Annotated in this window: 17 protein-coding genes; 3 read left to right on the plus strand and 14 right to left on the minus strand. The window is 66.6% G+C overall.

Annotated features, from left to right (window positions below):
* Positions 1-21 precede the first annotated feature (21 nt).
* On the plus strand, positions 22-531 hold the full coding sequence (locus LVJ94_17015; GenBank protein ID WXB08924.1) for a DUF3291 domain-containing protein: 510 nt from the start codon (positions 22-24) through the stop codon (positions 529-531).
* On the opposite strand, the gene LVJ94_17020 is transcribed toward LVJ94_17015, so the two are convergent.
* The 4 genes from LVJ94_17020 to LVJ94_17035 are packed head-to-tail and all read right to left on the minus strand — an operon-like array spanning position 512 to position 14,153.
* Positions 512-1,384 carry a GNAT family N-acetyltransferase gene (locus tag LVJ94_17020; GenBank protein ID WXB08925.1) on the minus strand — a complete coding sequence of 291 codons (873 nt, stop codon included), beginning with the start codon at positions 1,382-1,384 and terminating at the stop codon, positions 512-514. The two genes, LVJ94_17015 and LVJ94_17020, sit on opposite strands and share 20 nt — an antisense overlap.
* Positions 1,385-1,441: 57 nt before the next feature.
* Complete coding sequence (locus LVJ94_17025) at positions 1,442-5,467, minus strand: amino acid adenylation domain-containing protein (protein ID WXB08926.1); 4,026 nt, start codon at positions 5,465-5,467, stop codon at positions 1,442-1,444.
* On the minus strand, positions 5,464-6,237 hold the full coding sequence (locus LVJ94_17030) for an alpha/beta fold hydrolase (protein WXB08927.1): 774 nt from the start codon (positions 6,235-6,237) through the stop codon (positions 5,464-5,466). The genes LVJ94_17025 and LVJ94_17030 overlap by 4 nt, the downstream gene beginning before the upstream one ends.
* Positions 6,234-14,153 carry an amino acid adenylation domain-containing protein gene (locus tag LVJ94_17035; GenBank protein ID WXB08928.1) on the minus strand — a complete coding sequence of 2,640 codons (7,920 nt, stop codon included), beginning with the start codon at positions 14,151-14,153 and terminating at the stop codon, positions 6,234-6,236. Before LVJ94_17035 ends, LVJ94_17030 begins: the two co-directional genes overlap by 4 nt.
* Between LVJ94_17035 and LVJ94_17040 the strand changes: the two genes are divergently transcribed.
* Positions 14,152-14,343: a hypothetical protein gene (locus LVJ94_17040; protein WXB08929.1), complete on the plus strand. Its 192-nt coding sequence runs from the start codon at positions 14,152-14,154 to the stop codon at positions 14,341-14,343. The two genes, LVJ94_17035 and LVJ94_17040, sit on opposite strands and share 2 nt — an antisense overlap.
* Here LVJ94_17040 and LVJ94_17045 read toward each other — a convergent pair.
* Entirely contained in the window at positions 14,328-15,131 is an 804-nt protein-coding gene (locus LVJ94_17045; GenBank protein ID WXB08930.1) for an SDR family oxidoreductase, read from the minus strand. The genes LVJ94_17040 and LVJ94_17045 overlap by 16 nt on opposite strands.
* Before the next feature lie 110 nt (positions 15,132-15,241).
* Between LVJ94_17045 and LVJ94_17050 the strand changes: the two genes are divergently transcribed.
* Entirely contained in the window at positions 15,242-15,796 is a 555-nt protein-coding gene (locus LVJ94_17050) for a TetR/AcrR family transcriptional regulator (GenBank protein WXB08931.1), read from the plus strand.
* Between the two features lie 2 nt (positions 15,797-15,798).
* On the opposite strand, the gene LVJ94_17055 is transcribed toward LVJ94_17050, so the two are convergent.
* From LVJ94_17055 to LVJ94_17095, 9 genes are read right to left on the minus strand one after another with little or no spacing between them, the layout of a single operon-like run.
* Positions 15,799-16,440, minus strand: coding sequence for a hypothetical protein (locus LVJ94_17055; GenBank protein WXB08932.1), 642 nt, complete (start codon positions 16,438-16,440; stop codon positions 15,799-15,801).
* A 44-nt stretch (positions 16,441-16,484) separates the two neighbouring features.
* The gene (locus LVJ94_17060) at positions 16,485-17,705 is read right to left on the minus strand and encodes an MFS transporter (protein WXB08933.1); all 1,221 of its coding nucleotides are present in this window, start codon (positions 17,703-17,705) and stop codon (positions 16,485-16,487) included.
* Positions 17,702-17,914 (minus strand): MbtH family NRPS accessory protein, encoded by a 213-nt coding sequence (locus LVJ94_17065; GenBank protein WXB08934.1) that lies wholly within the window; start codon positions 17,912-17,914, stop codon positions 17,702-17,704. The genes LVJ94_17060 and LVJ94_17065 overlap by 4 nt, the downstream gene beginning before the upstream one ends.
* Entirely contained in the window at positions 17,911-19,335 is a 1,425-nt protein-coding gene (gene argH / locus LVJ94_17070) for an argininosuccinate lyase (protein WXB08935.1), read from the minus strand. The genes LVJ94_17065 and argH (LVJ94_17070) overlap by 4 nt, the downstream gene beginning before the upstream one ends.
* Entirely contained in the window at positions 19,332-20,549 is a 1,218-nt protein-coding gene (locus LVJ94_17075) for an argininosuccinate synthase (protein ID WXB08936.1), read from the minus strand. The genes argH (LVJ94_17070) and LVJ94_17075 overlap by 4 nt, the downstream gene beginning before the upstream one ends.
* Positions 20,546-21,445, minus strand: coding sequence for a hypothetical protein (locus tag LVJ94_17080; GenBank protein ID WXB08937.1), 900 nt, complete (start codon positions 21,443-21,445; stop codon positions 20,546-20,548). The genes LVJ94_17075 and LVJ94_17080 overlap by 4 nt, the downstream gene beginning before the upstream one ends.
* Before the next feature lie 10 nt (positions 21,446-21,455).
* The gene (gene argH / locus LVJ94_17085) at positions 21,456-22,916 is read right to left on the minus strand and encodes an argininosuccinate lyase (GenBank protein ID WXB08938.1); all 1,461 of its coding nucleotides are present in this window, start codon (positions 22,914-22,916) and stop codon (positions 21,456-21,458) included.
* A 1-nt stretch (position 22,917) separates the two neighbouring features.
* Positions 22,918-24,147, minus strand: a complete 1,230-nt coding sequence (locus LVJ94_17090; protein WXB08939.1) for an ATP-grasp domain-containing protein — start codon at positions 24,145-24,147, stop codon at positions 22,918-22,920.
* Positions 24,144-25,199 (minus strand): cysteine synthase family protein, encoded by a 1,056-nt coding sequence (locus LVJ94_17095; protein ID WXB08940.1) that lies wholly within the window; start codon positions 25,197-25,199, stop codon positions 24,144-24,146. The genes LVJ94_17090 and LVJ94_17095 overlap by 4 nt, the downstream gene beginning before the upstream one ends.
* Between the last annotated feature and the right edge of the window lie 5 nt (positions 25,200-25,204).

Raw genomic sequence — 25,204 nt, forward strand, 5'->3', positions numbered from 1 at the left:
GGGGATGCTTCACTAAAGGATATGCACCTGGCCGAATTGAACATTGCGCACATGCGCGCGCCCATCGGCAGCCCCGAGCTGGCCGATTTCGTGGACGCGCTCGAACCGATCAACGCCCTCGCCGACGCCGCGCCTGGCTTCGTGTGGCGGCTCAAGGAAGATCCGAATCAGCCGAGGCTGACGGTCAAGCACGACTTCGGCGATCACCTGCTGGTCAATTTCTCGATATGGGAATCGCTCGATGCGTTGTGGAATTACGTCTACAAGACCCACCACCTGGACTTTTTGCGACGCCGTCGCGAATGGTTCAAGCGCATGGCCGAGCCCACCATGGTGATGTGGTGGATCCCCGAGGGGTACATTCCGAGCGTCGCGGAGGCGATGGAGCGCCTGGAGCGTCTTAAGGCCGAGGGGCCGAGCCCCATGGCCTTCACGTACAAAGATTCGTACAGCAGCGAGGAGGCGCTGGCATTCATGAATGCGCCCCTGACGAAGAGCGAGTCGGGAGTCGTCACGTCGCGAAATTCGTGAGTGTCGCCGCCGGTTCGAAGGTGAACTCCGTGATATCGCAGACGTGGCGGTATCCGATTCGTTGGTAAATCGAATTTGAAATGGGGTTGCTCGAGTCGGTGAACAATACGACGTGCGAGGCGCCCGCATCGAGTGCCCATTGCGAGGCCGCCGCGGTGACCGCGGACCCGTAGCCATGGCAACGATGCTCCGGTGGCGTGTAAACCGCACTGACGCGTGACATTCCATCGACGAGTGGGCTGGCGCGGGCCGAGGCGAGGGCGTCGCCATCGCGCTCCCAGATCATCATGCCATTGCCGAGGGCGAGCATGCGGCGGACGAAGGCCTCGTCGTCGCCGGGATCGCGCTGGCTACCCAAGGCCTCGATGGCGAAGGCGCGATACCACGCGGCGAGCCGAGGCACGTCGTCGTCCGTGGCCAACCGCGCATGGCCTGCCGTTGCAGGCGGCGCGAGCGTGTCCAATCGATAGAGCCGGGAAAGCAGCGTCTCGCGAAACGCAACACCCTGGCGCGCCGCCCATGCGCGCGCAAAGGGCTCCGCCACCGGGCGCGGGCCATTCACGCCGATCATGTCCGGGTCGATCACGGCGAGCGCGGAGGCCACATTTTCCACCGCGCCCTCCGGGATCGCACCGGCCGAGAGCGGCCGTCCGTTGGTGCGGAACGCAGCCCCGCCCAGCGTGTCGCCTTCCCACAGGGTGACCAACAGGGGCGCGGGCTCGTTGGGATCCGGCAGCGCCACCAAGTTGCCAATCACGGTGAGTGCCACCGTGTGACGCACCGGATCCGCCGCGTAGAGCGGCTTGGCCAATGCCCAGAATTCCGTCAAATCGGCATGGACGCGGACGCGCATGCCATGAGGATAAAGGATGGGCCCGGGGGCTTGGCAACGGCCGCGAGCCCCCGGTGCTTACCCGATGGGCAATCGCTCGATGGCCTGCGCCAGCTCGCTCAAGGTGGGGTTGGAGAAGATTTGGTGCAGGGGAAGGGAGACCTGGCACGTCTCCCGGATGCGGCCGACGACTTGGGTGGCCAGCAGCGAGTGGCCTCCCAACGCAAAGAAATTGTCGGCACGCCCGACCCGGTCTACACCGAGGATCTCGGTCCAGATTTCCGCGAGGGCGGTTTCCGTTTTGCCGATCGGCGGAGCATACTCGGCGTGGGCGCTCGGGCGCTGCCCGGCGAGCTCGGAGAGGGCTACCACGTCGCGCTTGCCATTGCGGGTCAATGGAATGCGATCGACCAAGGTCCAGCGCGTGGGAAGCATGTAATAGGGGAGTCGCTCGGCGGCGAACGTGCGCACGTCGGCGAGCAGGCGGGTCGCACCGCGCCAGCGCGGAGGCGGTGCGACGGATGCGGTCTCCGGCGCATCGGGGCGGCGCGCGTACACGTTGTAGAGGCCCGTGGTAGTGAGCTGCGGATCGCGAAGGACCGTGGTGCGGTAGCCGTGGCGGTGAAGCAGCTCGGTGACGCGGGCGAGGCGCCCATTCGTGTCGTGGACCTCGATGACCATTTGGGCGATCTTCGGGTAGTCCTCGTCGCGGATGCCGGCGAGCACATCGAGTTCGCTTTTCTCGACGTCGATTTTCAGCAGATCGATGCGCGTGAGTGCATGCTCGGCGATGACGTCGCTGAGGGGGCGGATGCGGCAGCGGTGCGACTCGGTGGTGAGGCGCTCCGCGAGCAGCTCGTCGAGGACGTCGTCGTCGAGGTGCACGCCTTGTGATTCGAGTTGCTGCACGAGGAAGGCGCGGACCACGTCGCGTTCGTGGGCGGGATCGGCGAATTGGCCCGAGAGAACCGTGGCATACGGGTAGTAACCGAAGGTGACCGTGTCCTCGGTGGCGCCGAGGCCGTAAGGCAAAACGGTGGCGGGGATGCCGTGCACCGCGAGGTTTCGTTCGAGCACCTCGCGCAGCGGCGGCATGGGCTCGCAGGCAAAAAGTCGTGGCGATGCGCAATGCTTTGCCACGAACAGGTCGAAGAGGCCGATGTTGGCGCCGACGTCGATCACGCAGGCATCCTCGGGCAGGGTGATACCGCCTTGGAGGTAGACCGCGTCGGTGAAGATTTCGCGGGCCATGAACTCCGTTTCGGAGCGGTTGACGGCGAAGACGGTGGTGCCGTCGGGTAGGTCCACGGTCGTTCGCTCGTGTTCGGTCCCCTCGGTGAGCGCTCGGAGTCGCCGCACGGGGGCCGCCTCCGGCTCGGCGGGGACGAGGAAGGCGAGCAAGTGCGGCTCGCCGTCGACGGTGTGCGCGAGCACGGCGGCCTCGCCCACGGCGGGGTGCTGGGTCAAGGTCGCTTCAATCTCGCCGAGCTCGACGCGGAAGCCGCGGATCTGGACCTGCTCGTCCAGGCGACCGTGGAATTCCAAGGTGCCGTCGGCGCGGTAGCGGGCGAGGTCCCCGGAGCGGTACATGCGCGTGTCCCGGCGTTCGGCGAACGGATCGGGCCGGAATCGTTCGGCGGTGAGCTCGGGGCGATGCAAATAGCCCGCGGAGACTCCGGGGCCGCTGACGTGGATTTCGCCGACGATACCGTTTGGAACGGGGTTGCCGTACGGGTCGAGCAGATGGACCCGCGTGCCGGTGAGGGGCTGCCCGAGGGGTGTGTCGCCATCGTCGGTGAGCGTGTGATGCGTGACATGCACCGTGGTCTCGGTGATGCCATACATGTTGACGAGACGCGGTCTCTCGTGGCCGAAGCGCGCGAACCAAGGCGCGACGTCGGCGGGGGCCAAGGCTTCGCCGCCGAAGATGACGAGGCGCAGTCGGTGGGGGTAGTCGTTCGGGACCTTCTCGATGGCGCGCACGAGATGACGAAACGCCGATGGCGTTTGATTGAGCACGGTGACCCGGTGTTCGAGGAGGAGCTCGGCGAAACGTTCCGGGGTTCGGCTCACCTCGAAGGGGACGATGACGAGCTTCGCGCCATGGGCGAGGGCACCCCAGATTTCCCAGACCGAGAAATCGAAGGCCGGCGAGTGGAAGAGCGTCCACGTGTCGCAGTGATCGAACGAGGTCCATGCGGCCGTGGCGGCGAACAGGGCGACGACGTTTCGATGACGAACGCGCACGCCCTTGGGCGTACCGGTGGAGCCCGACGTGTAGATGACGTAGGCGAGATCGTCGGGGGTGGGGAGTCTCCCTCGTCCGAGGCCTTCCTCCGCAGGGGATGGGCCATCGACGAGCAACGTCGTGCCTGCGAAGCTCGGGAGGCTCGCGGCGGTCTCGGAATGGACGAGGGCGATGGGGGCGGCGGAGTCGTGAAGGAGGAAGGCAAGTCGCTCGCGCGGGTTGTCGGGATCCAAGGGAAGGTACGCACCGCCGGCCTTGAACACGGCAAGCAAGGCGACGACGAGGTCGAGGCCGCGCGGCACGCAGACGGCGACGAGCGTCTGGCGCGTGCAACCGGCGCCGCGCAGGCGCTGGGCAAGCTCGCTGGCGCGCGCGTCCAATTCTGCATAGCGGAGTTGCGCGGTGCCGGCCACCACCGCCACGGCATCGGGGTGCTCGCGGACTTGGGCCTCGACCATGTCGAGCAGGGTCACGTCGGGGACGGGCAGGTCGGCGGGGTGGCGCCGGGTGAGCGAGGTGCGCTCGCCATCGGAGAGCAGGGAGAGCTCGCGCAGCGGGCGATGGGGGCGCTGTGCGATGCTCCGCAACAGGGTGCTCAGTTGATTCAAGACGTGCTGCACGGCATCGGGATCCAACCGTCGCGTGTCGTAAAGGGCATGAATGCCGAGTCGGTCGTCGGGGATGAACAGCAAGGTGAGCGGATAGTGCGCGTGAAAGCACCCGCCGAGCAGGCGCAGGGCGGGGCCGCCCGCGGTGCCGTGAAAGAGATTCTCGCGCAGCGGGTAATTCTCGAAGCCGAGCAGCGTGTCGAACAACGGCGTGCCCGGGGGCAACTCGGCACACGCTTGGATGCGCACCAGCGGCAGGTGCTCGAACTGCCGCGCCTTCGCTTGCCGCGCTTGCAAGTCGCGCAGCCAATCGGCAACGATTTGGTCCGGCTGCAGCGATGCGCGCACCGGCAACGAGTTGATGAACGCGCCCACCATCTCGTCGGCGCCGGCCAGGTCGGTGGGACGGCCGGAGACGGTGGCACCGAAGACGACGTCGGTCTTGCCGCTATGGACGGACAAGAGGTACGCCCACGCACCCTGCACGACGCTGTTCAACGTGAGTTGTTCGGCGCGCGCCATCCTGCGCAGGGCGGCGGACGCTTCTTCGTCGAGTTCCGCCCGCAAATCGGCGTAGATGCCCTCGGGGGCAGCCTGGCCGGGTGTCTCGCGTTGGTAGCCGATGCGCGTCGGTCGCGTGAAGCCGGCGAGCTCCATCCGCCAGAACGCTTCCCCCTCGGTCGCGTCCGCGGCGCGCTGCCAGGCGATGTAATCGCGGTACGGGCGCGAGAGCGCCAAGGTCGCCCCACGGTGCTCGTAGTACGCCCCGACCTCGCGCAGGATGAGCGGGAGGCTCCATCCATCGACCACCAAATGATGGATGGTCCACACGAGGAGGTGCTCGCGTTCGCCGGTGCGAAAAAGCGCGAGGCGCATGAGCGGTGGTTCGGCGAGGGGAAACGCCTCGGTGCGATCCTCTGCGAGGAAGCGTTGGAGGCGTGCGTCTCGTTCTGCGGTATCCAGCCCGCGCCAGTCGCCTTGCTGCCAGGCTGCGCGTGCGCTGCCGGCGGGTACGACGATCTGCATGGGTTCGTCCAGGCCATCCCAAACGAAGCCCGTGCGCAGGGCGGGGTGGCGCTCGATCACGCGGTCCCATGCGGCGCGCAATCGGCCCTCGTCGAGTGATCCGGTCAGGGTCATCCAGAGTTGTTCCAGGTAGACGCCGGTGTCCGGCTCGTAGAGCACGTGGAACAGCAGGCCCTGTTGCAGCGGGGAAAGCGGGTAGATGTCCTCGACGTCGGCGCTCACGGGCAACCTCCGCCGGGTAGCTCCGCGCGCACGGCATCGATGACGGCGTCGGGGTTCGCGTCCAGGAAGCCGTGGTCACCCTCGAAGACGGTGAGCCGCGCGGGCCCGGTGCTCATGGCCTCCCATGCGCGCAGCGCCTCCGGCTCGAAGCGGCTGTCGGTGCGCCCGGCGTACAGGGCGAGGGGACAATCGAGGGCGGGGCTCTCCGGCCGTCCCTTGGCGCGGATGGACTCACACAGCGCCGAGTCGGCGCGGGTGGACGGCAGAATGAAGGTGAGCAGCGCCGGCTCGGCGAGCATCTTCGGCGTGAGCGATCCTCGCTGCCGGAGTTCGCGGATCAGGGCCGCGTCGCCGAGGTGGCTCAGATCGTACGAGCCTTTCTCCTGCCAGGAGGGGATGACCGAGGAGAGCACCAAAGCATGCGGCTGGACGCCGCAGTGGCGGCGCAACGCCACCGCCAACTCCGCGGCGAGCAGCGCGCCCATGCAGTGCCCGAACAGGACGAACGGCGCATCGACCCAGGGTTTGACCGCGGGGACCAACTCGGCAAGCAGCGTGTCGATGTCGGCGATGGGCTTGTCGCGCAAACGGTCCTCGCGTCCGGGCAATTGAATCGCCGCGACCTCCGCTGCGTCGCCCAGGCGTGCCGGCCAATCGCGGAACATGCTGGCGCCCTTGCCGGAGTAGTGCACACAGAGCAAGCGCGGGCGCGCGTCCTTCGCCCGAGGCAACCCTGCAGGGATCCACGGCGAACTTTGCACGGCGCTCATGGTTCCCCCGTCGGGTTGCTCGGAACCGGTTGCTTCGGGGCCTTGTCCTGCCGCGCGCGACGGAATGAACCGAGTACCGCATCGAGCCGGCGTTGATCCAGCCCGGCCACGGGGAAGTCCGACGGCGAGAAGGCGCCGGCGCCTTCGCTCGTACAGTGCGCAATCAGGGCACGCAGGGCTCCGACGTAGGCATCGGCCAATGCGGAGACGCTCGACGGATCGTGGCGGTCGGGATCATGCGTGATGGCGATTTCGAAGCGGCCGTGGGACACGTGGCCATTGATCTCCAGAGGGTAGGGGCGATGGTTGGCGGGACCCCGCCAGGGGCCGGCCCACTCGGTGGCGAGGCGGAAGGTCGCACCGCCGACGCGATCGAGCTGGCCGAGGTAGTTGAACCCGATGTCCGCCGCCGGGAGCTCGCCCAGCGCGCGCGTGCTCGCGTCGTCGAGGTAGCGCAGAAGCCCGAAGTCGGCGGGCCCGCCCGGCACGGCGCGACGTTGTTCTTTCAATGCGGTGAGGGCGCGTCCGGGCTCCGCCGATGGATCGATGTCGTGCAGGTCGAATCGCAGCGGCGTGATGGTGGTGAACCAGCCGACGGTGCGCGATGCGTCGGGCATGCCCGATGCGGCCATCTCACGCCCGTGACCCTCCAGATCGACGCGCACGCGACGGATGCCGGCCCAGCGATGGACCGCGGCGAGCAACGCGGTGAGGAGAACCTCGTCGGTGTGCGTGCGGTAGGCGGTGTTCGCGCGGGTGAGGAGGCTCTCGGTCTCCGCCTCCCCCAGGGCACGTCGCTCCGTGCGGGCCAAGGCTTCGGTGCCAGTTTTTCGATGATGTTGCCCAGGCAATGGATCCACCGGCCCCGAGAGCAGCCGCGCCCACTTGGAGACCTGGGGCGCCATTTCGGGCAACACCGCAGCCCGTGCCAAGGCCTTCGCCCAGCGGCGGAAGGATGCCGGTGGCGCCGCGTCCTCGGCGCCGCGCACGGCCGCGCTCAGTTGATCGAGCAGCACCCACCACGAGACTCCGTCGATGGCCAGGTGGTGCACCACGATGAGCAGCCGGCGGCACGATCCCGAGGCCGAGTGAAAGAGCACCACCCGGGCAAGAGGCCCGTCGCTCACATCGAGCTTCGAGTTGTACTCGGCGGCCGCGGCCCGCACGTCCGCTGGCTCGACGGCGCGATCGACGATGACGGGCCGCGCGTGCGCGTCGTAGCGCGTGTGCCACCCTCGGTGATCCCGCCAGTAGCGCATGCGCAGCGCATCGTGCTGGTCGAAGACATGGTGGATGGCGCGTTCGAGGCGATCGACGGGGATGTCCTCCGCCGCCTCGACGACGAAGGACTGATTGAAGTGCCCCGGCTGCGCCAGCTCGAGCCCGAAGAACCAGTGCTGCACGGGGGTGAGCGGCAGCTCGCCTTCCTCGGCATCCATCTCGTGGGCTTCGCCGTGCGGCCGCGCGCGATCGGCGGCGGCCGCGAGCTCCGCGATGGTTTGGTGCTGAAAGAGATCCCGCGGAACCAAGCGGAGCCCATGCCGGGCCGCCTTGGCCACCACCTGGATCCCGAGGATGGAGTCGCCGCCCAGCTCGAAGAATCGGTCGTGCACCCCCACCTGGGCGACGCCGAGCACCTCGCTCCAGATCTTGGCGAGCAAGGTCTGCGTGGGGTTCGTGGCCTGAACGAACTCGGTATCGACGGTCGCGCGTGCGTCGTCGGGCTCGGGCAGCGCTTGTCGATCCAGCTTGCCATTGCGCGTGACCGGGAGGCCGTCGGGGAGCACCAAGAACGCGGAAGGGACCATGTACTCGGGCAGTCGCTCGCGCAGGTACTCGCGCAGCGCAGCGACGAGCTTGTCCGTCTGGCGGTGCGCGGGCACGTTCGCGAGGGCGTACCAATCCAAGTCGGAGCCGACTCTCTTCTCCACGGGCGCGCCAGCTGCTGCGCGTCGGGCCGTCACCACGAGGTCGAAGTGACCGGCGACACCCGACTCCGGCCAATGCGCCTCGGCGGACCACGCTTCCGCACCGCCGGGCAACTGCTCCGCCAGTCGACAGGCCATCTCGGGATCGATGCCCGCTGCGCCGGCCATCGCCGCACGCAACGTCCCGACGGTGGGGGGCCGCTCCCCTTGGAGAACGTGCCGCGCATGGTTCAACGTGGCCAGGCGATCGTCGGGCAGATCGGTGATGCGGACCTTGGCCGGCCGTTCCGAAGCGATTCGGGCGGCCACGTCGCTCAGGGCCTCCCCGCGCCAGGCCCAGCGAATCGGCTGCGTGGCTTCACGCGTCGACAGAATCGCGTCCACCCGGAAGCGCGTCAGTTCGTTGCGGCTCGTCCCGCGTTTGAGCAACACCCTGGCCGAGCCAAGCCCCGCGAGGCGCACGGCGAGCTCGGAGAACAAGCTCGGGTGCAGGAGCAGCTCGCGTTCGCGTTCTTCGGCCGCCGCCGCATGCCGAAGAAGGGATTCGACGGGCATCGCGTCGTCCGCGCGATGAAGTTGCACGGAGAGTCGAAGGGGCTCGGACAGAGCGAGGTTGCGGATGTCGCCCAGGAATATGGCGCCGCCGGGGGCCAACATGGCCACGGCCGCGCGCAGAACGCCGACGAGGTAATCGAGGCTCGGGAAGTACTGCGCCACCGAGTTGATCACGATCAGGTCGAAGGTGCGGTCACCGAGCGCATTCAATCGGGCGATGTCATCGGCGCCGATGCGTTGCAGTTCGACCCGGGCGGCCAGCTCGGGCTGGGCGCCCAGAATGCGCTCCCGGACATGGTCGAGGGCGGTCGCGGACACGTCCGTACCCAGGTAGTGACGACAGTGCGGGGCAATTCGCGCGAGCAACAGGCCCGTGCCGCAGCCGATCTCCAGCACGCGTTGCGGCGAGAGCTCGAGAATCCGCGCGACGGTCGTGTCCACCCATTCGCGCATCTCGTCGGCGGGAAAAGGCAGGCCGGTGTGCCCGTCCACCCATCCAGCGAGATTGAACGATGGATCGTCGGCATTGGACGCGCTCCCATAGACGTCGTCGAAGACCTTCGTCCACTCGCCCACCCGCGCGGTGGCAGGCTCGGACGCATCCGTCGTCGCGCTCGCGGGCGTGACGTAGGCCACCAACTTGGTGTCGGTGCGTTCGCCCCGGGCCATGACCGCCGCCTCGCGCACGCGCGGGTGCTGATGGAGCAGCGTCTCGATTTCGCCCGGTTCCACGCGGTAGCCGCGCACCTTCACCATGGCGTCGACGCGGCCGAGGAACTCGATGGTCCCATCGGCCCAAAAGCGCGCGCGATCGCCGGTGCGGTACATGATCGCATCGGGTCGCCGGCCGTACGGATCGGGCACGAACTTCGCCGCGCTCAAATCGGGATCGCCGGCGTAGCCCATCGCCAGGCATTCACCGCCGATGAACAGCTCGCCGGGGACGCCGACGGGACACGGCTGGCGATCCGCGTCGAGTACGTAATAGCGCGCATTCTGGATCGGGCGTCCATACGGGATGCTCGGCCACGAAGGATCGACGCGCTCGATGTCGTGGAAATTCGACCAAATGGCCGCTTCCGTCGCGCCGCCGAGGCCGACCACGCGGGCCTGCGGAAATCGTGCGGCCACTTGTCCGGGCAACGTGATGGGGATCCAATCGCCGGAAAGGAACACGAGGCGCAAACGGCTTTCGGCCCACGCACGTGCGTCGGAATTTCCGTCCTCGAGAAAGGGCACCAGCTGGCGCAGGGCCGCCGGGGCCGAGTCCCAGAACGTGATTTCACCGGAGCAGAGCCAGTCGAGCAAACGCATCGGATCGGCGACGTCGCGCGCCGACGCGATCCGGATCGAGCCTCCTGCCGCGAGCAAACCGAAGACGTCGTAGACGGAAAGGTCGAAACAGAGCGACGTGAGAAAGAGGACGCGATCGTGCGCGCCGATGCCGTAGCGCCGATTGACCCAATCGATGGTGTTGACCACCGGGCGGTGTTGCAGAACCACGCCTTTGGGCGTGCCCGTGGAGCCGGAGGTGAGGATCACGTACGCGCGGTCTTCGGGATGGACCGGACGACCCGGGTTTGTCGTGGGGCACCCGGCCAGCGCGGCGCGGTCGTCGAGCCGAAGGATGCCGCGTGGCCCGAGCAAGGCCTCCAGGCGGGCGCCATGCTCGCGTTGGGTGAGCACGTAGGCAACGTCCAGCGCGCGGCACGTGTCGGCGATGCGCACGTCGGGGTACGACGGCTCGATGGGCACGTACGTGCCGCCCGCCTTGAGGATGCCGAGAAGGGCGGGCACCATCTCGAGACCGCGCTCGAGCACGACGGCCACGTGGCTTCCGCGGCCGATGCCCTGCGCCACGAGGTGGTGCGCGATGCGGTTGGCCCACGCGTCGAGCTCGCGGTAGTCGAGGCGCTCCTTTTCGAAGAGCACCGCCGTCGCCTCGGGCGTGGCGGCCGCCGCCGCTTCGAACAACTCGTGAAGGCAGCGATCTTCGGGATAGGGGTGCGCGGTCTCGTTCCACGCCGTCACCATCTGCGCATGCTCGGACGCGGTGAGCATCGGCAACGCGGCCACGGGGCGCTCGGGCTCGCGCACGGCCGCCTCCAGCAGACGCACCAGATGCTGAGACATGCGCGCGATGGTGGCCGCATCGAACAGATCGGTGCCGTACCGGATGGATCCGAGCAATCCATCGGCCTCTTCGACGATCCACAGCTCCAAGTCGAAGCGTGCCAGATTTTGCGCGACCCGGCGGGATTCCAGCATGAGGCCGCCCACGTCGAGCCGCGCTCCCGGCTCGCCCAGCGCAAAGCGCACCATCTGGCTGTCGGGCATGCGGTAGGGCTTCTGCACCAGGAACACCACGTCGAACAAGGGCGAGCGGCTGGCATCGCGTTCGACGCCGAGCCGATCGACGAGCTCGGACAGCGGGTAGTCTTGGTGGGCGAGGGCGCCCAGCACCGTGCCCTTCGTACGCGCGAGAAGCTCGCGGAAACTCGGCCGGCCGGAGAGGTCGGCGCGCAGTGGCACGAGGTTGACGAAGTAGCCGAGCGTATCGGCGAACGCGGGATCGCGTCGCCCCGCGGTGGGCGAGCCGATCACCAGATCTTCGGCGGCGCCATGGCGGTGCAGGAGCGTTTGAAACGCCGCCAGGAGCGCGGTGTAGAGGGTGACACCTTCGGCGCTCGCCAAGGCGCGGAGCTGGTCGGCGAGTGCCGCCGGCACATGGAAGGTGTGCGCCGCGCCCCGGTTGGTCCATACCGGGGGACGCCGCGCGGCCGCGGGCAGATCGAGCACCGGCGGGCGGTTCGCGAGGACGTCGCGCCAATACGCCAAGTGCGTTTCGCCCGCGGGCCCCTCCAGCGCCGCCTGCGCCGCGTGCACATACGCCGGGTAGCTCGCCGGGATGGGGCCCAGCTCGGGTTCGCATCCCTCGACGGCGGCCCGGTAACAAGTGCCCCATTCGTCCACGAGGATTCCGAGCGACCAGAAGTCCATGGCGATGTGGTGCACGGCCACGAGCAACGCCCATTCGCGTTCGCCGCGCTCGATCACACAGACACGCAGCATGGGGCCGTCGATCAAATCGAACGGACGATGTGTCTCCTCGGCCAGCTTGGCCTCGACCCGCGCCTCGTCCCAGGTGCGCCCATCGACATGGGTGAACGCCACCGGCAGCTGCTCTCGCACACGTTGGAAGGGCTTGCCCTCGCGTTCCCCGTAGGTGGTGCGCAGCACCGCGTGCCTCGAGACGAGCCGATCCAACGCCACGCGAAGCGCGCGCACGTCGAGTTCGGACCGGACGGTGGCCGCGAAGATCTGGTTGTACGAGGGGCTCTCCGGCTCGAGCTGGTGCAGGAACCAAAGCGCGCTCTGCCCGGGGGATAGGTCCGTCTCCGCCGCCGGCTCCACCTCGGTCACGGGGGCGGCGGGCGCGCACGCTCCCGATGTGATGCGCGCGATCAACCCCGCCAACGTCATGCGATCCAGCAGGTCCACCTGCTCGAGGCGCACGCCGAAATCCGCCGCCAGCGCGTTGCACACCTCGATCGACGTCAGCGAATCCAGGCCCAATGCGACGAGGGGCGTCTCGGTGTCGAGCCCCGACGTCTCCGTGCGCAGCGCTCGGCCGAGGACACGGCGCACACGCACTTCGATCGAGGCGGGCGGCTCGGGCGGTGCAACCGGCTCGTCGTCCGTCGACTCCGCCGCGTCCAGCGACTGCACCGCGAGCACCCGCAGCCCACCTTCCCCATAGCGACTGCGGCACAAACGGCGCTGAATCTTCCCGCTGGACGTCTTGAACAACTCGCCGCGCGCCACCAGGGCCACCTCCGCGAGCCGCACGTCACACTCCTCGGCGATGGCCATGCGGATGGCGCGCATCGCCCGTGCGTAGTCTGCCTCGGTGCCCTCCTCGCGCACCTCCTGCAGGACGATCACGCGCGCATCGTCCTCGGTGGCGAAGGCCGCCGCGCAGCCTAGCCGCAGCATCGGATCGCTGTTTTCGGAGGCCCGTTCGAGATCTTGCGGATAGTGATTGCGCCCGCGGACGATGATGAGGTCCTTGTGGCGCGATGCCAAGTACAGCTCGCCCTCGTAGCGGAAGCCCAGATCGCCGGTGCGCAGGTAAGGGCCTTCGCCGGCATCGGTGCGTGCGAGGAACGTGCGCTCGTTCTCCTCCGGCCGCTGGCGGTAGCCGCGGGTCACGGCGCGTCCGCGCACCCATACTTCTCCGATCGAGCCATCGGCGCATGGCGTTCGCGTATCGGGATCCACGATGGCCAACTCTTGGCTGGGCACCACGGTGCCGCAGCTCGCGAGCTCCTTCGCGCCCGGCGCTGCGGGATCGGTGACCGCGAGCCGGCCTTGGCCGAGCGCCTCGGCGTCGACCCAGAGCGTCCGACTGACCCGCCCCGGCTTGCCGGCGGTGACGATCAACGTCGCCTCGGCGAGGCCATAGCTCGGATAGAAGGTGTCGCGGCGAAATCCCGACCAGGCGAACGTCTCCGTGAACTTGCGGATGGTGCTCGCACGAACCGGCTCGGCCGCGTTGAAGGCCGTTCGCCATCGGCTCAAATCCAACGTATCGCGATCCGCCTCGCGGACCTTCGCGACGCAAAGATCGTACGCGAAATTGGGCGCGCCGCTGATCGTGCCGCCGAATCGGTCGATGGCGCGCAACCAGCGCACGGGATTCGCCACGAAGGACAGCGGCGACATGAGCTGCGTGGGGTTGCCAAGGTACAGCGGCAAGAGCATGCCCGCGATGAGACCCATGTCGTGGAACAACGGCAGCCACGAGACCATGCGGCTCCGTTCATCGAGCCGCCAGACTTCGCTCATATCGGCGCAGTTCTCGAGCAGATTGGCGTGGGTGACCATCACGCCCTTCGGATTCCCGGTCGACCCCGACGTGTATTGCAAATAGGCGAGCCCCTCGGGTTCCTCGCGCGGGTCGAAGTGTGGCTCCGGGGCGAGGCTGCGGTCCGTGGCGATGCATCGCAACGTGCGCAGTGCCGGTGCCTGCTCCACGTAACCTTCGAGCACCGTGCGGATGTCGTCCGTGGTGAGCGCCAACTGCGCGCCGGCGTCGGCCACCACCGCGAGAAGGCGGGGAAGGGTGCGGGACACGCGGCGCGGATCCGGCGGATAGAGCGGGACCGCGATGGCGCCGGCGTAGAGGCAGCCGAAGAAGCCGGCCACGTAGTCCAACCCCGGTGGGTACAGCAGCAGAACCGGTCGACCGAAGGCCCCCTCCTGGGTGAGGCGTGCGGCGATGGCGCGTGCGCGCGCGTCCAGTTCAGAAAAGCTCAGCCGTTCTGTCTCGGTCTCTCCATCCCCGAGGAAGCTGTAGGCCAAACCGTCTGGATGGCTCTCCGCGCGCCGACAAAGTACGCCACCAAACGTTCGGAAGTCTTCTCCCCGCATGGGCTACCCATCCCAGCTTGGGAAGGCAAGTCAAGCGGCCGACAGCAAAGATTTTACCGGTCGTTCGATAGATATTGAAAAAGGGTGGCCTCAACTGAAACGCGATTTCTTCGGTGTCAATATGGCACCCACCGGCGTGGACGTGTCGCGCGGTGCGCGGCGCGAAGTGCCGGATCACTCCACCTTGTAGCGCGGGGCCGGTTTGCTGGTTTGGGTCGCGACGAATAGCTCGGTCCGGGCAGCGTCGTACTTCTCCCAAAGGCTCGCGTCGGCGAGCGACGGCCAGGTGATGGTCTCACCTTGGTCGAGGCCTGCGAGTGCCGCGTCGACCATGTTCTCGGTCGTCATGACGGTGTCCGGCGGCACGGCGCCGGGCGAGACGCCGGCACCATCCCATATTTCGGTGGCGGTGGTGGCAGGGAGCACGATTTGAACCTTCACGCCCGTGCCGGCCACCTCTTGCTGGAGGCCGCGACTGAAGTTCAACACGTAGGCCTTGGTGCCGCTGTACACGGAGCTGACCGGCAGTGAGTGCACGGCGAGGGCGGAGGCGAGGTTGACGATGACGCCCGCATTGCGCGAGAGGAACACGGGAAGAATTGCGCGCGTGAGTCGGGTGAAGGCGACGATGTTCAATGCGATCTGCGTCGTCGAGTCCGAGGTCGCGGACTTCGCGAGCGGCGAGACGCGTGCGAGGCCTGCATTGTTCACGAAGATGTGCACGTTGGGTTGGGTCGCGAGGATTTTCTCCACGCGTGCCAGCCCTGACTCCGTCGTCAGGTCGGCTTCGACGACCTCCACCTGGATCCCGGGGTTGGCGGTCGAGATCTTGTCGGCGAGTGCGCGCAGCCGATCGACCCGGCGGGCGACGACGACGAGATCGTAGCCCCGCGCCGCGAGCCGTTCGGCGTAGACGGCGCCGATTCCCGACGATGCTCCGGTGATGACCGCGACGTTCTTCGAGCGGAACTCGGACATGAGGTCTCCTTGTCGTGCAAGCATGATGGTCATCATGTTTGACGGCAGCATTCATGATGATGATCATGTTTGGCGTCAAGCTTCTTCGACGCAGTAGTAGGAGTGACCGCATGCGATACCCGGCAGCCGAAACGGCAGAGAAGCACCAACGCATCTTGGACGAGGCTGCGAAGCTGTTTCGCGAGCGTGGCTTTGCCGGAGTCAGCGTGAGCGAGCTCATGGAGGCCACCGGCCTGACGCATGGACCGTTCTACAACCACTTTGCCTCGAAGCAGGAGCTCATGGAGGCGAGCATTGAGCACGCCTCGTCGAAGTTCCTCACCGAGTTGGAGGCCACGCCGCCTTCCGAGCGCGGCAAAGCGGAGTACATCGCGACGTACCTCTCCACGATGCATCGCGACGCACCCGGTGCGGGTTGCATCATCGCGTCGCTAGGTCCCGAATGCAGCCGCGAGGCTGGGTTGCGCCGCGCCTTGACGGCGCACGTTCGCAACCTGATCTCGAAGTTTGCGGGCCACTTCCCGTGGAAGAGCAAGCGCCGCGCGCGCAGCCAGGCGATCCACGACGTCGCCGCCATGGTGGGCGCCATCGTTCTTGCGCGCGGGGTGACCGATGACGAGCTCTCCGAGGAAATCTTGAACGAGGTGCGCCGCCACCTCGGGTGAGTTCACTTGCGCGGCGTCAGGATGGCGCGGGCGAGGGTGTCGGCCTCGTTGCCCAGGCGGGCGTTGTCGCGCGGGGCACGTCGGGCGAGGTGCAACAGGGTGCGGTTGGCATTGGGCGAAAGGCAAAGGCTCGCCATGGCCAATGCGGCCGTGTGCCATTGCAGCCAGCGCACCACAAGGTCTTCCAGCTCCCCCACGATCCACGAATAATCGAGCTCCCCAGCCTTGGGCGGTGTGGGCTCGTCCGGCACGCGCGCCCTTTGGGAAATCCATTGGAACGACGTGTCTCCCGTCTTTTCCAATTCGAGAATCCGGTCGTGCGCATCGCGCGGGGCGCGGCAGCGGAGTCGGTAACGGCCAGGTTCGACGAAGCCCCCGCCATTGGGGAGCGCTCCCGGAAGTCGGTAATAGAGGTAGCGGCAATCGTCGAACAGGATGATTTCGCGCCCGCTGTAGATGCGCAATGTCGGATGGTGAAACTCGAGCAACGCAAAGCTGTCCGGCATGCCGCGGAGGCTTCGAAGCGCCGGTAGAATGCGTGGTTCGTATTCGTGCAGATCGCGCAGGTACGCGTGCAGGCGTGCCCATTGGCCGGGCGCGGGCTCGGGACCTTTGCGGTAAAGCCAATTGCGGGCCCGGGCCATGAGGGAGGGCTCATCAGTTATGGATTTCTCGTTCTGCGATCGGATCATGCGGGAACCTCCGGGTAAGGCTTCGCCCTCACGAAGACGCAGCCCACGAGAAGGCACGCGGCGCCGGATGCGCGAATGGCGGAGGCTCCGCTCGTCCAATCGATGAGGGCACCGCCGACGAGTGTTCCAATGCCCATGGCGGCCATGGCGAAGGTTTGCATCGTGCTGCCGGCGCGGCCTTGCAGCTCGTCGGGGATGAGCGGCAGCCGCAGGGCGAGGTTGACGCTGAGAAACGATGCATTCAGCGCACTCGAGAGAAATACGCCCGCGATGAGCGGGAGCGGCGAGGTGAAATGACCGATGAACAGATTGACAATGCCTGCACCGGCCAAGCTGCCGAGGAGCACGGCTTTGGCGCGCCCGTGGGCGAGCTTTCCGCCGAGCGCGTATCCGCTGGCGGCGCCCAGGCCGCCCGCCGAGAGGATCGTCCCCAGCACCGCGGAGGACATTCCATGGCGGACGACGTGCACCGTGATGGCCGTGACCAGCGGCGCACTCGCCACGGACTCGAGCAGAACGAGCGACGTGAGCACGCGCATCGACGGCTGACGAAAGGTGAAGGCGACGCCCTCCCACAAGTCGCCAATGATGCCCGGTTTGGAATGACCTGGATGCGCAGGGACCCTTAGAAACGTGAGCAAAGTCACCGACACGAGAAACGTCGCCGCGTCGATGGCCATGGTGGTGCCCGCACCCAGCGTGTGGGCGAGCGCCCCGGCGATGGCTGGCCCCATGATGTAGCCGAGCGTGACCGAGGCGTTGACATACCCGGCGGCCGTCCCGAGCTGCTCTTTGCGAACGAGGCTCGGAAGCGCGGCCTGGTATCCAGCTGCAAACATGGCACCGAGAAGGCCGAGCGGTACCGCTATCAGGTAAAGCAGCGGTACCACGGGCCGCCCGAGGATGCTGGCGAGGGGAACCAACATGGTGAGCAGGGCACGCCCCACGTTGGATGCGAGCATCATGCGGTGCCGATTCCATCGATCGGCCAATGCCCCCGCCAGCAGACAGAATGCTACCTGCGGAATGAATTGCAAAAGGGCTACGATGCCGACCTGCGTGCCCGACCCCGTCTCCTGGATGACCATCAACGGAATGGCCGTCATGGTCACCGCGTCGCCGAGTGCCGAAATGCCTTCTCCGGCAAAGAGCAGCAGGAAACTCCGATTCTGCCAAATGTTTCCGTCGCTGGGCACGGGCAGGTCGTCCTCTTTCATACGGCGCTCGCATTCTGCGCCGTGCGCAAACTCAAGGGTCGCATGTCTGTCCACACCTCCTTGATGTACGCGAGGCATTCGTCTTTGGTGCCGACCTTTCCAGCGTCGTTCCACCCTAGAGCATTGTCCCGCGCACTCGGCCAAATGGAATATTGTTCTTCGTGATTGACTACGACTTTGTAGATCGATTTGTCGTCATCTGTGCTCATGTGTTTAGTTCCTTGGTTCGGTCTCCTCTGGTTTGAGTAGGGGATTGGAGTAAAGTTTCCAGTTCGTCGTAGAGTCGGGCCATGGCTTCCGCGCCGCACGAACCGGCCGAATTTTTGCCACGGATGACGCCCTCGATGGTCAGCTCGCGCACGTCGTCCGCAAAGTGAGGGTAGGCGGCGCGGAGCTCGGACACGTCGAGCTCGGAGACATCGACGCCGCGGTCTTCGGCTTTGCGCACCAATTCGCCGACGACGTGGTGGGCTTCGCGGAAGGGGAGTCCGCGGCGCACCAGGTAATTGGCATATTCCGTGGCGAGAATGTGACCGCTGCGCGTAGCCTCGCGCATCCGGTGGGCCACCGGTTCCATCGTTCGCACGATGTCGCTCATGATGTCGACGCTGGACATGCACGCGTCCAAGGCCGAAAACCACGACGTCTTGTCCTCCTGGACGTCCTTGTTGTACCCGAGGGTCAAATTCTTCACCAAGGCGAGCAGGCTCATGGCGTCGCCCATCGCCGTGGCGGCCTTTCCGCGCACCAGCTCGAGCACGTCGGGGTTCTTCTTTTGCGGCATGATGGAGCTACCGGTGCAATAAGCATCGGCGAGGCGCAAAAAGCCGAATTCCTGGGACGTGAAGACGATGATCTCTTCGGCGAACCGCGAGAGGTGGACCATGAGCAGTGCCGCGTGCCCGGTGAATTCCACGAGGTAGTCGCGGTCCGAGACCGAGTCGATGCTGTGCATCGTGGGGCGCCGGAAACCGAGCTGCGTGGCGGTCTTCCAGCGGTCGATGCCCAGCGAGCTCCCCGTCGAAGCGCAACCGCCGAGTGGGCACTCGTCCGCGCGCCGCACGCAGTCGAGCAGACGCGTGCGGTCGCGATCCAGCATGACCACGTAAGTGCTCGCCCAGTGCGCGTAGCTGGTGAACTCCGCGCGTTGCAAGTGTGTATACGAGGGCATGACTAGATTGCCATGTTGCTTGCAATGCTCGAGCAAGGTGCGCTCGAGGAGCTTCACGCGCTCGGCCAGCTGCAACGTGGACTCCTTGAAGAAGATCCGCTGCGCCGCGGCCTGTTGATCGTTGCGGCTGCGCGCCGTATGGACCTTCTTTCCGACCTCGCCGAGACGCTCGGTGAGCAGCATCTCGAGGTTCATGTGGATGTCCTCGAGCTCGGGATCGAGCTCGATGCGGCCCGCCAGCCAGTCCTCGCGGATCGCGCCGAGTCCTCGCTCCAAGGCGGCGCCTTCTTCGGCGGTGAGCAGGCCGGTCGCGCTCAGCATGGACACGTGGGCCATGGATGCGCGCACGTCGGCCTCGAACAGGCGGGTCTCGATGGGCAGGCTCGTGTTGAATCGCACCAGCCTGTCGGACATGCCCTCGCGAAAGCGCCCCGCCCACGGATTCGAGGGCGCTTTCATCGACGGCCCCGCGCCATGCGCAGCTCGCGGTCGCCTTCGATTTGGTAGCGAAGGGCCATGGTGCGCAGAAAGCCGGTGGCATCGTCACCGCTGAACTCGACGCCGCGGTGCAAGGTGACCAAGTCGCGCGAATAGAGCGAATGCTCACTGCGCACGGCGGCGACGGTGCACGAGCCCTTGTAGAGGTCGATGGAGACCTCCCCGCTGACGTGGCGCTGGCTGTAGTCCACCATGGCCTGGATGGCCTTGCGCTCCGGCGCGAACCACAGTCCCTTGTAGACGATTTGGCTGTACTCGTTCACCACCAGGTCGCGCACGCGGGCAACCTCGCCGCTCAGGGTGGCGCACTCCAAACCGCGGTGGGCTTTGTGCAGGACGACCAAGGCCGGATTCTCGAAGACGCCACGCACCTTCATGCCGTTGATGCGGTTCTCGATGATGTCTTGCAGCCCCACGCCGTTGCGCGCGCCGAGCGCATTGAGCTTCACCACGATGTCGACCGGCGAAAGCGATTCGCCGTTGATGGCAATCGGTACGCCCTCGCGAAAATCGATGGTCACCCGCTCGACGTGGTCCGGTGCCTTGGTGGGCGGGGTGATCCAGCTCGCGTGCTGCCACTGGAAGGCGTTTTCGATCTCCTCGAGGTATTCGCCCTCGGTGGTCAGGTGGACCAGGTTCTCGTCGTGCGAGAAGAGGTCTTCCTTGCTGTGCTGAATGGGAATGTCGTGCTTGGCGCAATATTGAAGCAAATCCTCGCGCGATGCGAGATCCCAGAGGCGCCACGGGGCAATCGTGGGCAGAGACTTGTCCAGCAGGATGGCCGATAGCTCGAAGCGAACCTGGTCATTACCCTTCGGCGTGCAACCGTGGGCCAGCGCATCGCCGCCCTCGCGCCGTGCATAGGCAATCATGCCTTCGACGATGACCGGGCGCGCGAGGGGTGTTCCCATGAGGTAGTGGCTCTCGTAAACGGCATTCGCCTTGAGCGCCGGAAATACGAAGTTCTCGATGAAGTGGCCGCGTACGTCGTCGACGTAGAAGACGTCGGCGCCGGCAGCCTTGGCGCGCTGCTCGAGCTTCTTCCAATCTTCGCGCTGGCCCAGGTTGGCGCAGTACGCGGTGACCTTGCACCCAAAGCGTTCCTTGAGGAAGCGAAGCGCCGCAGAAGTGTCGAGGCCGCCGGAATATGCAAGTACGATGTGATTGGGGTTCATGAATTCGCTCCTGCCATGTTGCGAGATACGGCGACGCTGGGCGACACCGTGAGGTTGGTGGACGTCGAGCGCTCCGCCGCATCGGAGGACTTGGCGGCACGCTTCCCTGGAAGTGACGCGGTGGTGTCGCGCACTTCGCGGAGGCTCAAATTGATCTGGTAGGTGCGCCCGTCGAGGGCAATCGTGCACCCTGCGCGCCCCGGAAAGGTGCATACGCGCAGCATGTCGATGAGCTCACGCGCCGTGGTCGTCGCGTGCGGATCGAGGTTGAGAAGGGCGCGCATTTCGCGCAGCTTGTGATGCGTTCCGGGGTGGGCTTGCGGATAAAGCTTGTATTCTTTGCGTGCGATGGCGGGCCACGTATTTCGAAAGAGTTGGATCGCCTCGTCCTCGTGTTTGCGATACAGCGTTTCGCCCGTATCCTCGGGCGCGACCATCACGCGGGCCTGGGCAATCACGTCGCCATTGTCCACCTCCGCCACCATGCGGTGCAGGCTGACCCCGGCGGGCGTCCCATCCAGCACCGACCAAACATAATAATAGAATCCTTTGTTGTAAGGTAAATAGCCAGGATGAAGATTGATGGCGTCGATTTTTGGAAGGCTCAGGAACCGATCGTCGAGGATGTAATCGTAATAGATGCTGAGCAGGAAATCCGGTTCCAGGTGCGCGACGAGCGTGTCGAACTCGAGTCGCGCTTCATCGATGTCGAACACGGGGACGTCATGCCTCTCGCAGAGGGCGCGAATTTCCTTGCCGAACGTGATGGTCTTCTCCGGATGGACGATGACGGCGCACAACTCCGTCACGTCGTTCGAGAGAAGAATGCGCAACGCTTCGTATCCGACCCGATTGTCGACGCACGCAACCACGCGGCGTTTCTCGTCCGTTTTCATACTGGGCTCCTTATGCGTTGGAAAAGATGTGAGCTGCTGCACGATCGAGCGCGTCGTCGGCCGCTCTCCAAGATTGGGTCCTCACCCGAAGACGTGCGCAATGCGCGCTCCAATGGGACGTGAGCTCCTTCACCGCGAGCTTCGTCGAACCGGGGCCCCCGCCGTACTGCGATGCCGTGGCCACGGAGGCGGCATCGAGTCCCTCGGTGGAAACGTTGGACCCGGCTTCGCGCAAGCCGTGGCGGGCCACGTCTTCCAGGGGCTGGTCGTTCTCGAGTGCCGCGCGGACGAACGAGCCCACGGTGTGGTGCGCCGTTCGAAAGGGAACGCCGCCTTGGCCCACGAGGCGATTGGCCAGCTCGGTGGCCGACGTGTGTCCGTCGCGCGCACGCGCCTCCATGCTGGAACGCCGTGGCTCGGCCTCGGCGGCGATGAGACGCAGCAGGATCACCGCCTCCGTGGTCTTGCGCAGGGCGTCCCAGGCCGCGGAGACGGCCTCGGTGCCCACGGCAATGGAGTTGGTGAACGGCTTGGCATGGCACGCCTGGACGGCGTGGGTGAAGGCCCCGAGGGCCGATGCGGCGCGGCCTTGCACGTGCTCGAGGAAGTACACGTTGCGCTTCTGCGGCATCATCGAGCTCGACCCGACGAGGTGATCGGGAAACGAGAGAAAGTCGAATTCCGACGTGCTCCAGAGAAGAAAATCGGTGGCCACGCGGCTGAGGGTCACCCCGAGGATCGACGCCGCCGCGAGCACGCGGAGCACACCGTCGCGCGAGGCCACGGCATCGATGGAGTGGGGCGTCGGTCGCACGAAACCGAGCAACTCCGCGGTGCGCTCGGCTCGAATGGGAAGCGCAGTTCCACCGACAGCACCGGCCCCGAGCGGGGATACATCGAAGAGGGATCCGGTGGCCAGCAACGCATCGAGATCGCGATCGAGCGAGGAGCCGATGCCCGCCAGGTAATGCCCATACGTGATGGGCACGGCCGCCTGGAAGTGGGTATAGGCGGGCATGACCACGCCGGCGTACCGGTGCGAACGGCGGAGCAAGATCGCTTGCAGGCGCAAGGACTCGCGCACGAGCCGCAGCCAGGGTGCACGGAGGCGGAGCTTTTGGGCGGTGGCATTGAGGTCGTTGCGCGAACGCCCCAATTGAAGCATGCCGCCCACGGACATACCGGTTTTGCCAATAAGGTAATCTTCGTAAAGGAGGTACACTCCGCGCAGTGCGGCACGGCCACGCAGTGGCTCGAATCGACGCTGGCGGAGCTCGTCGATGGCGGCCAGGAGGGACGCTGCGGTATTTCGGTCGATGAGCGCGCTCTCGGCGAGCATGACCACGTGCGCGCGGTCCACCTGCGCGATAAAGGGTAGCTCGGCATCGATGGCCGCATCGGCCGTCGCGCCAAACAGGATATCGCGCGCGGTTCGGCGGATGGTGCGGGTAATGCGCCCGGTGTTTTCCATGTCACGCTCCCCGCGCCGGCGTGACGGTGAGCCGCACCTGCTCGCGCGCCCGATCGGCGGTGGCCATGGCGTCTTCCGGGGTCGCACCGGTGGCGATCACGTGCCCGATGCGGTCGCGAAAATCGTGGCGGCACGCGAGCTGGGACCCCACGGCGCCGTACATGCGCGCTTCCGCGACACCGCGCAGGCGCCCCGCCGCTTCGAGGCCGTCGATGCGTGCCAGGGAGCCTTCGGCCGGCGGGAGAAGAAAGCGCAGGGACGCATGCCGCCGATGCAACGGCTCGCACGGAGCCGGTTGCCGCGCGATGCGCGCGACGGTGTTTCGCACCAAGTCCACGCCGGTGGCCAGGCGAACGAGCTCGGGAATGAATCCGCCCGCCAGGCGCGGATTGACCTCGATGATCGCCGGCCCCGACTCGGTATATCGAATTTCCGTGTGGGCCGGGCCGAATCCCAGGCCGAGCGCATCGAGTGCGGCACGCGTGATCCTGGCGAGGGCGTCGCGCTCCACGGTGTGCAGTGGCGCGGGATGATCGTGCCCGACCTCGATGAAGTAGGGAGGGCTTCCGAGGTGCTTCGCGGTGACGCCCACGACGGTGCGATCGAACGTCTCCACGGAGTACTCGGGCCCCTGCGCGATGGTCTCGACGAGAACCATGCGCGGGACCGGCTGACCGCGCTCGTTCACGGCTTGCCCGAGCAGCGCCGCGGCATGCGCATGCACGCCCTCGGGCGACGAACATGCGGCCACGCCCACGCTGCCGGAGCCACTGACCGGCTTCACGATGACGGGGAATCCAAAGGCCTCCGCCGCACGCACGGCGTCCTCCGGCGTCTCCGCCGCACGGAAGTCCGGGATGGCCACGCCCGCCGCACGGAGCCGCTGCCGCTGCAGATGCTTGTCGCGGCAGCTGGCCAGCGCCACCGGATCGGGGCCGGGCAGACCGAGCTGCCAGGCCACCCGTGCCGCAGCGACCACGAAGTACTCGGAGCTCGACGTCACCCCCGCGAGGCCTTTTCGGGATAGCTCGCGGGAGACTTCGACGAGGGCCGCCGTATCGCCCGTGTCGAGGGTCACCACGTCGCAGTCTTCCGCGGAGAGGAATGGATACCGCTCGGGCGCGGACGTCAGCATGATCGGCTGAAACCCGAGCTCGCGCGCCGCCGCGAGGAACAGGCGCCCGGTGCCGCTGGTGTTGCTCTCGACGAACGCAATGCGCGGGCGACTCACGGCGACACCGCGTCTTGCGAAAACGTTGTCCCGAGGACGTGCGCGTACGACTTGCGGTTCCACGAGAGGTACGACCAATCGGGACCTGCATCGTGCGGGTGATTCACCCGGCGCGGTCGATCGGGAAGGCCATCTCCGTACACGTCATTCACACGGAGCCATGCATCGTTGTAGACGGTGTCCTGGTATCGGTACCCTTCGTCGGGCAGGGTCACCACGACATTCCCCTCCGGTCGCCGCGCCGCCCACCATTTGGCCACCAGGTACCCGGCGCCGCTCGTCGGCCCCATGTACAGCGCGTGCTCGGCGTGAAGCGCGCGGGTTCCTCCGAAGCCGTCGGCCGCGCCCACCCAATGGATCTCATCGAAGATCGTGTGGTCGACGTTGCGGGGCATCAAGCTATTGCCGAGACCGCGCAGCAGCCGTTTGCCGTCGGCCTGCCCGAACAGCGTGCTTCGATGCGTATCGACGCCGACGGCGGTCAATTCGGGGAACACGCGCCGCAGGTACGACGCCGTTCCGCACATCGAGCCGCCGGAGCCCACGGCACCGACCAGAACGCCGACGTGCCCCACGGTCTCCACGAGCAATTCGGCAAACGGCGCATAGGCGCGCGGGTTGTCCGGATTGTCGTACTGCGAGGGCCAGAAATGCAGGGGAAACTCCGCTTGCAATTCGGCCATACGCGCGAGCCGCGCCCCTTGGTAGCCGCCCACGGGGGCGGGCTCGCGCACGATTTCCACCCGAGTGCCCAGTTGTTCCAGCCGGCGCTGCAGCGGGGGCTCGATGGCCGGATCGCTCACCAGAATGAGCTGGTAACCGCGCAGGCGGCAGAGCATGGCCAGTGCGAGTCCGAAGGTGCCGGAGCTCGTCTCGATCACGACGCCGCCCGGCTCCAGCGTTCCCGTCGCACGCGCCCGGTCCAGGATGAAGCGGGCGGGCAAGAGCTTCATCAGGTTGAAGGCCGCACCATAAAGATTGGGCCCCAGGCGCACGATGCGCGGTAATACCAAGGCTTCGATGATATCGGACTGCGAAGTGCGAATCGCCATCGTGG

It is taken from the genome of Sorangiineae bacterium MSr11367 (assembly GCA_037157805.1).
GTDB classification, from domain to species: domain Bacteria; phylum Myxococcota_A; class Polyangia; order Polyangiales; family Polyangiaceae; genus Pendulispora; species Pendulispora rubella.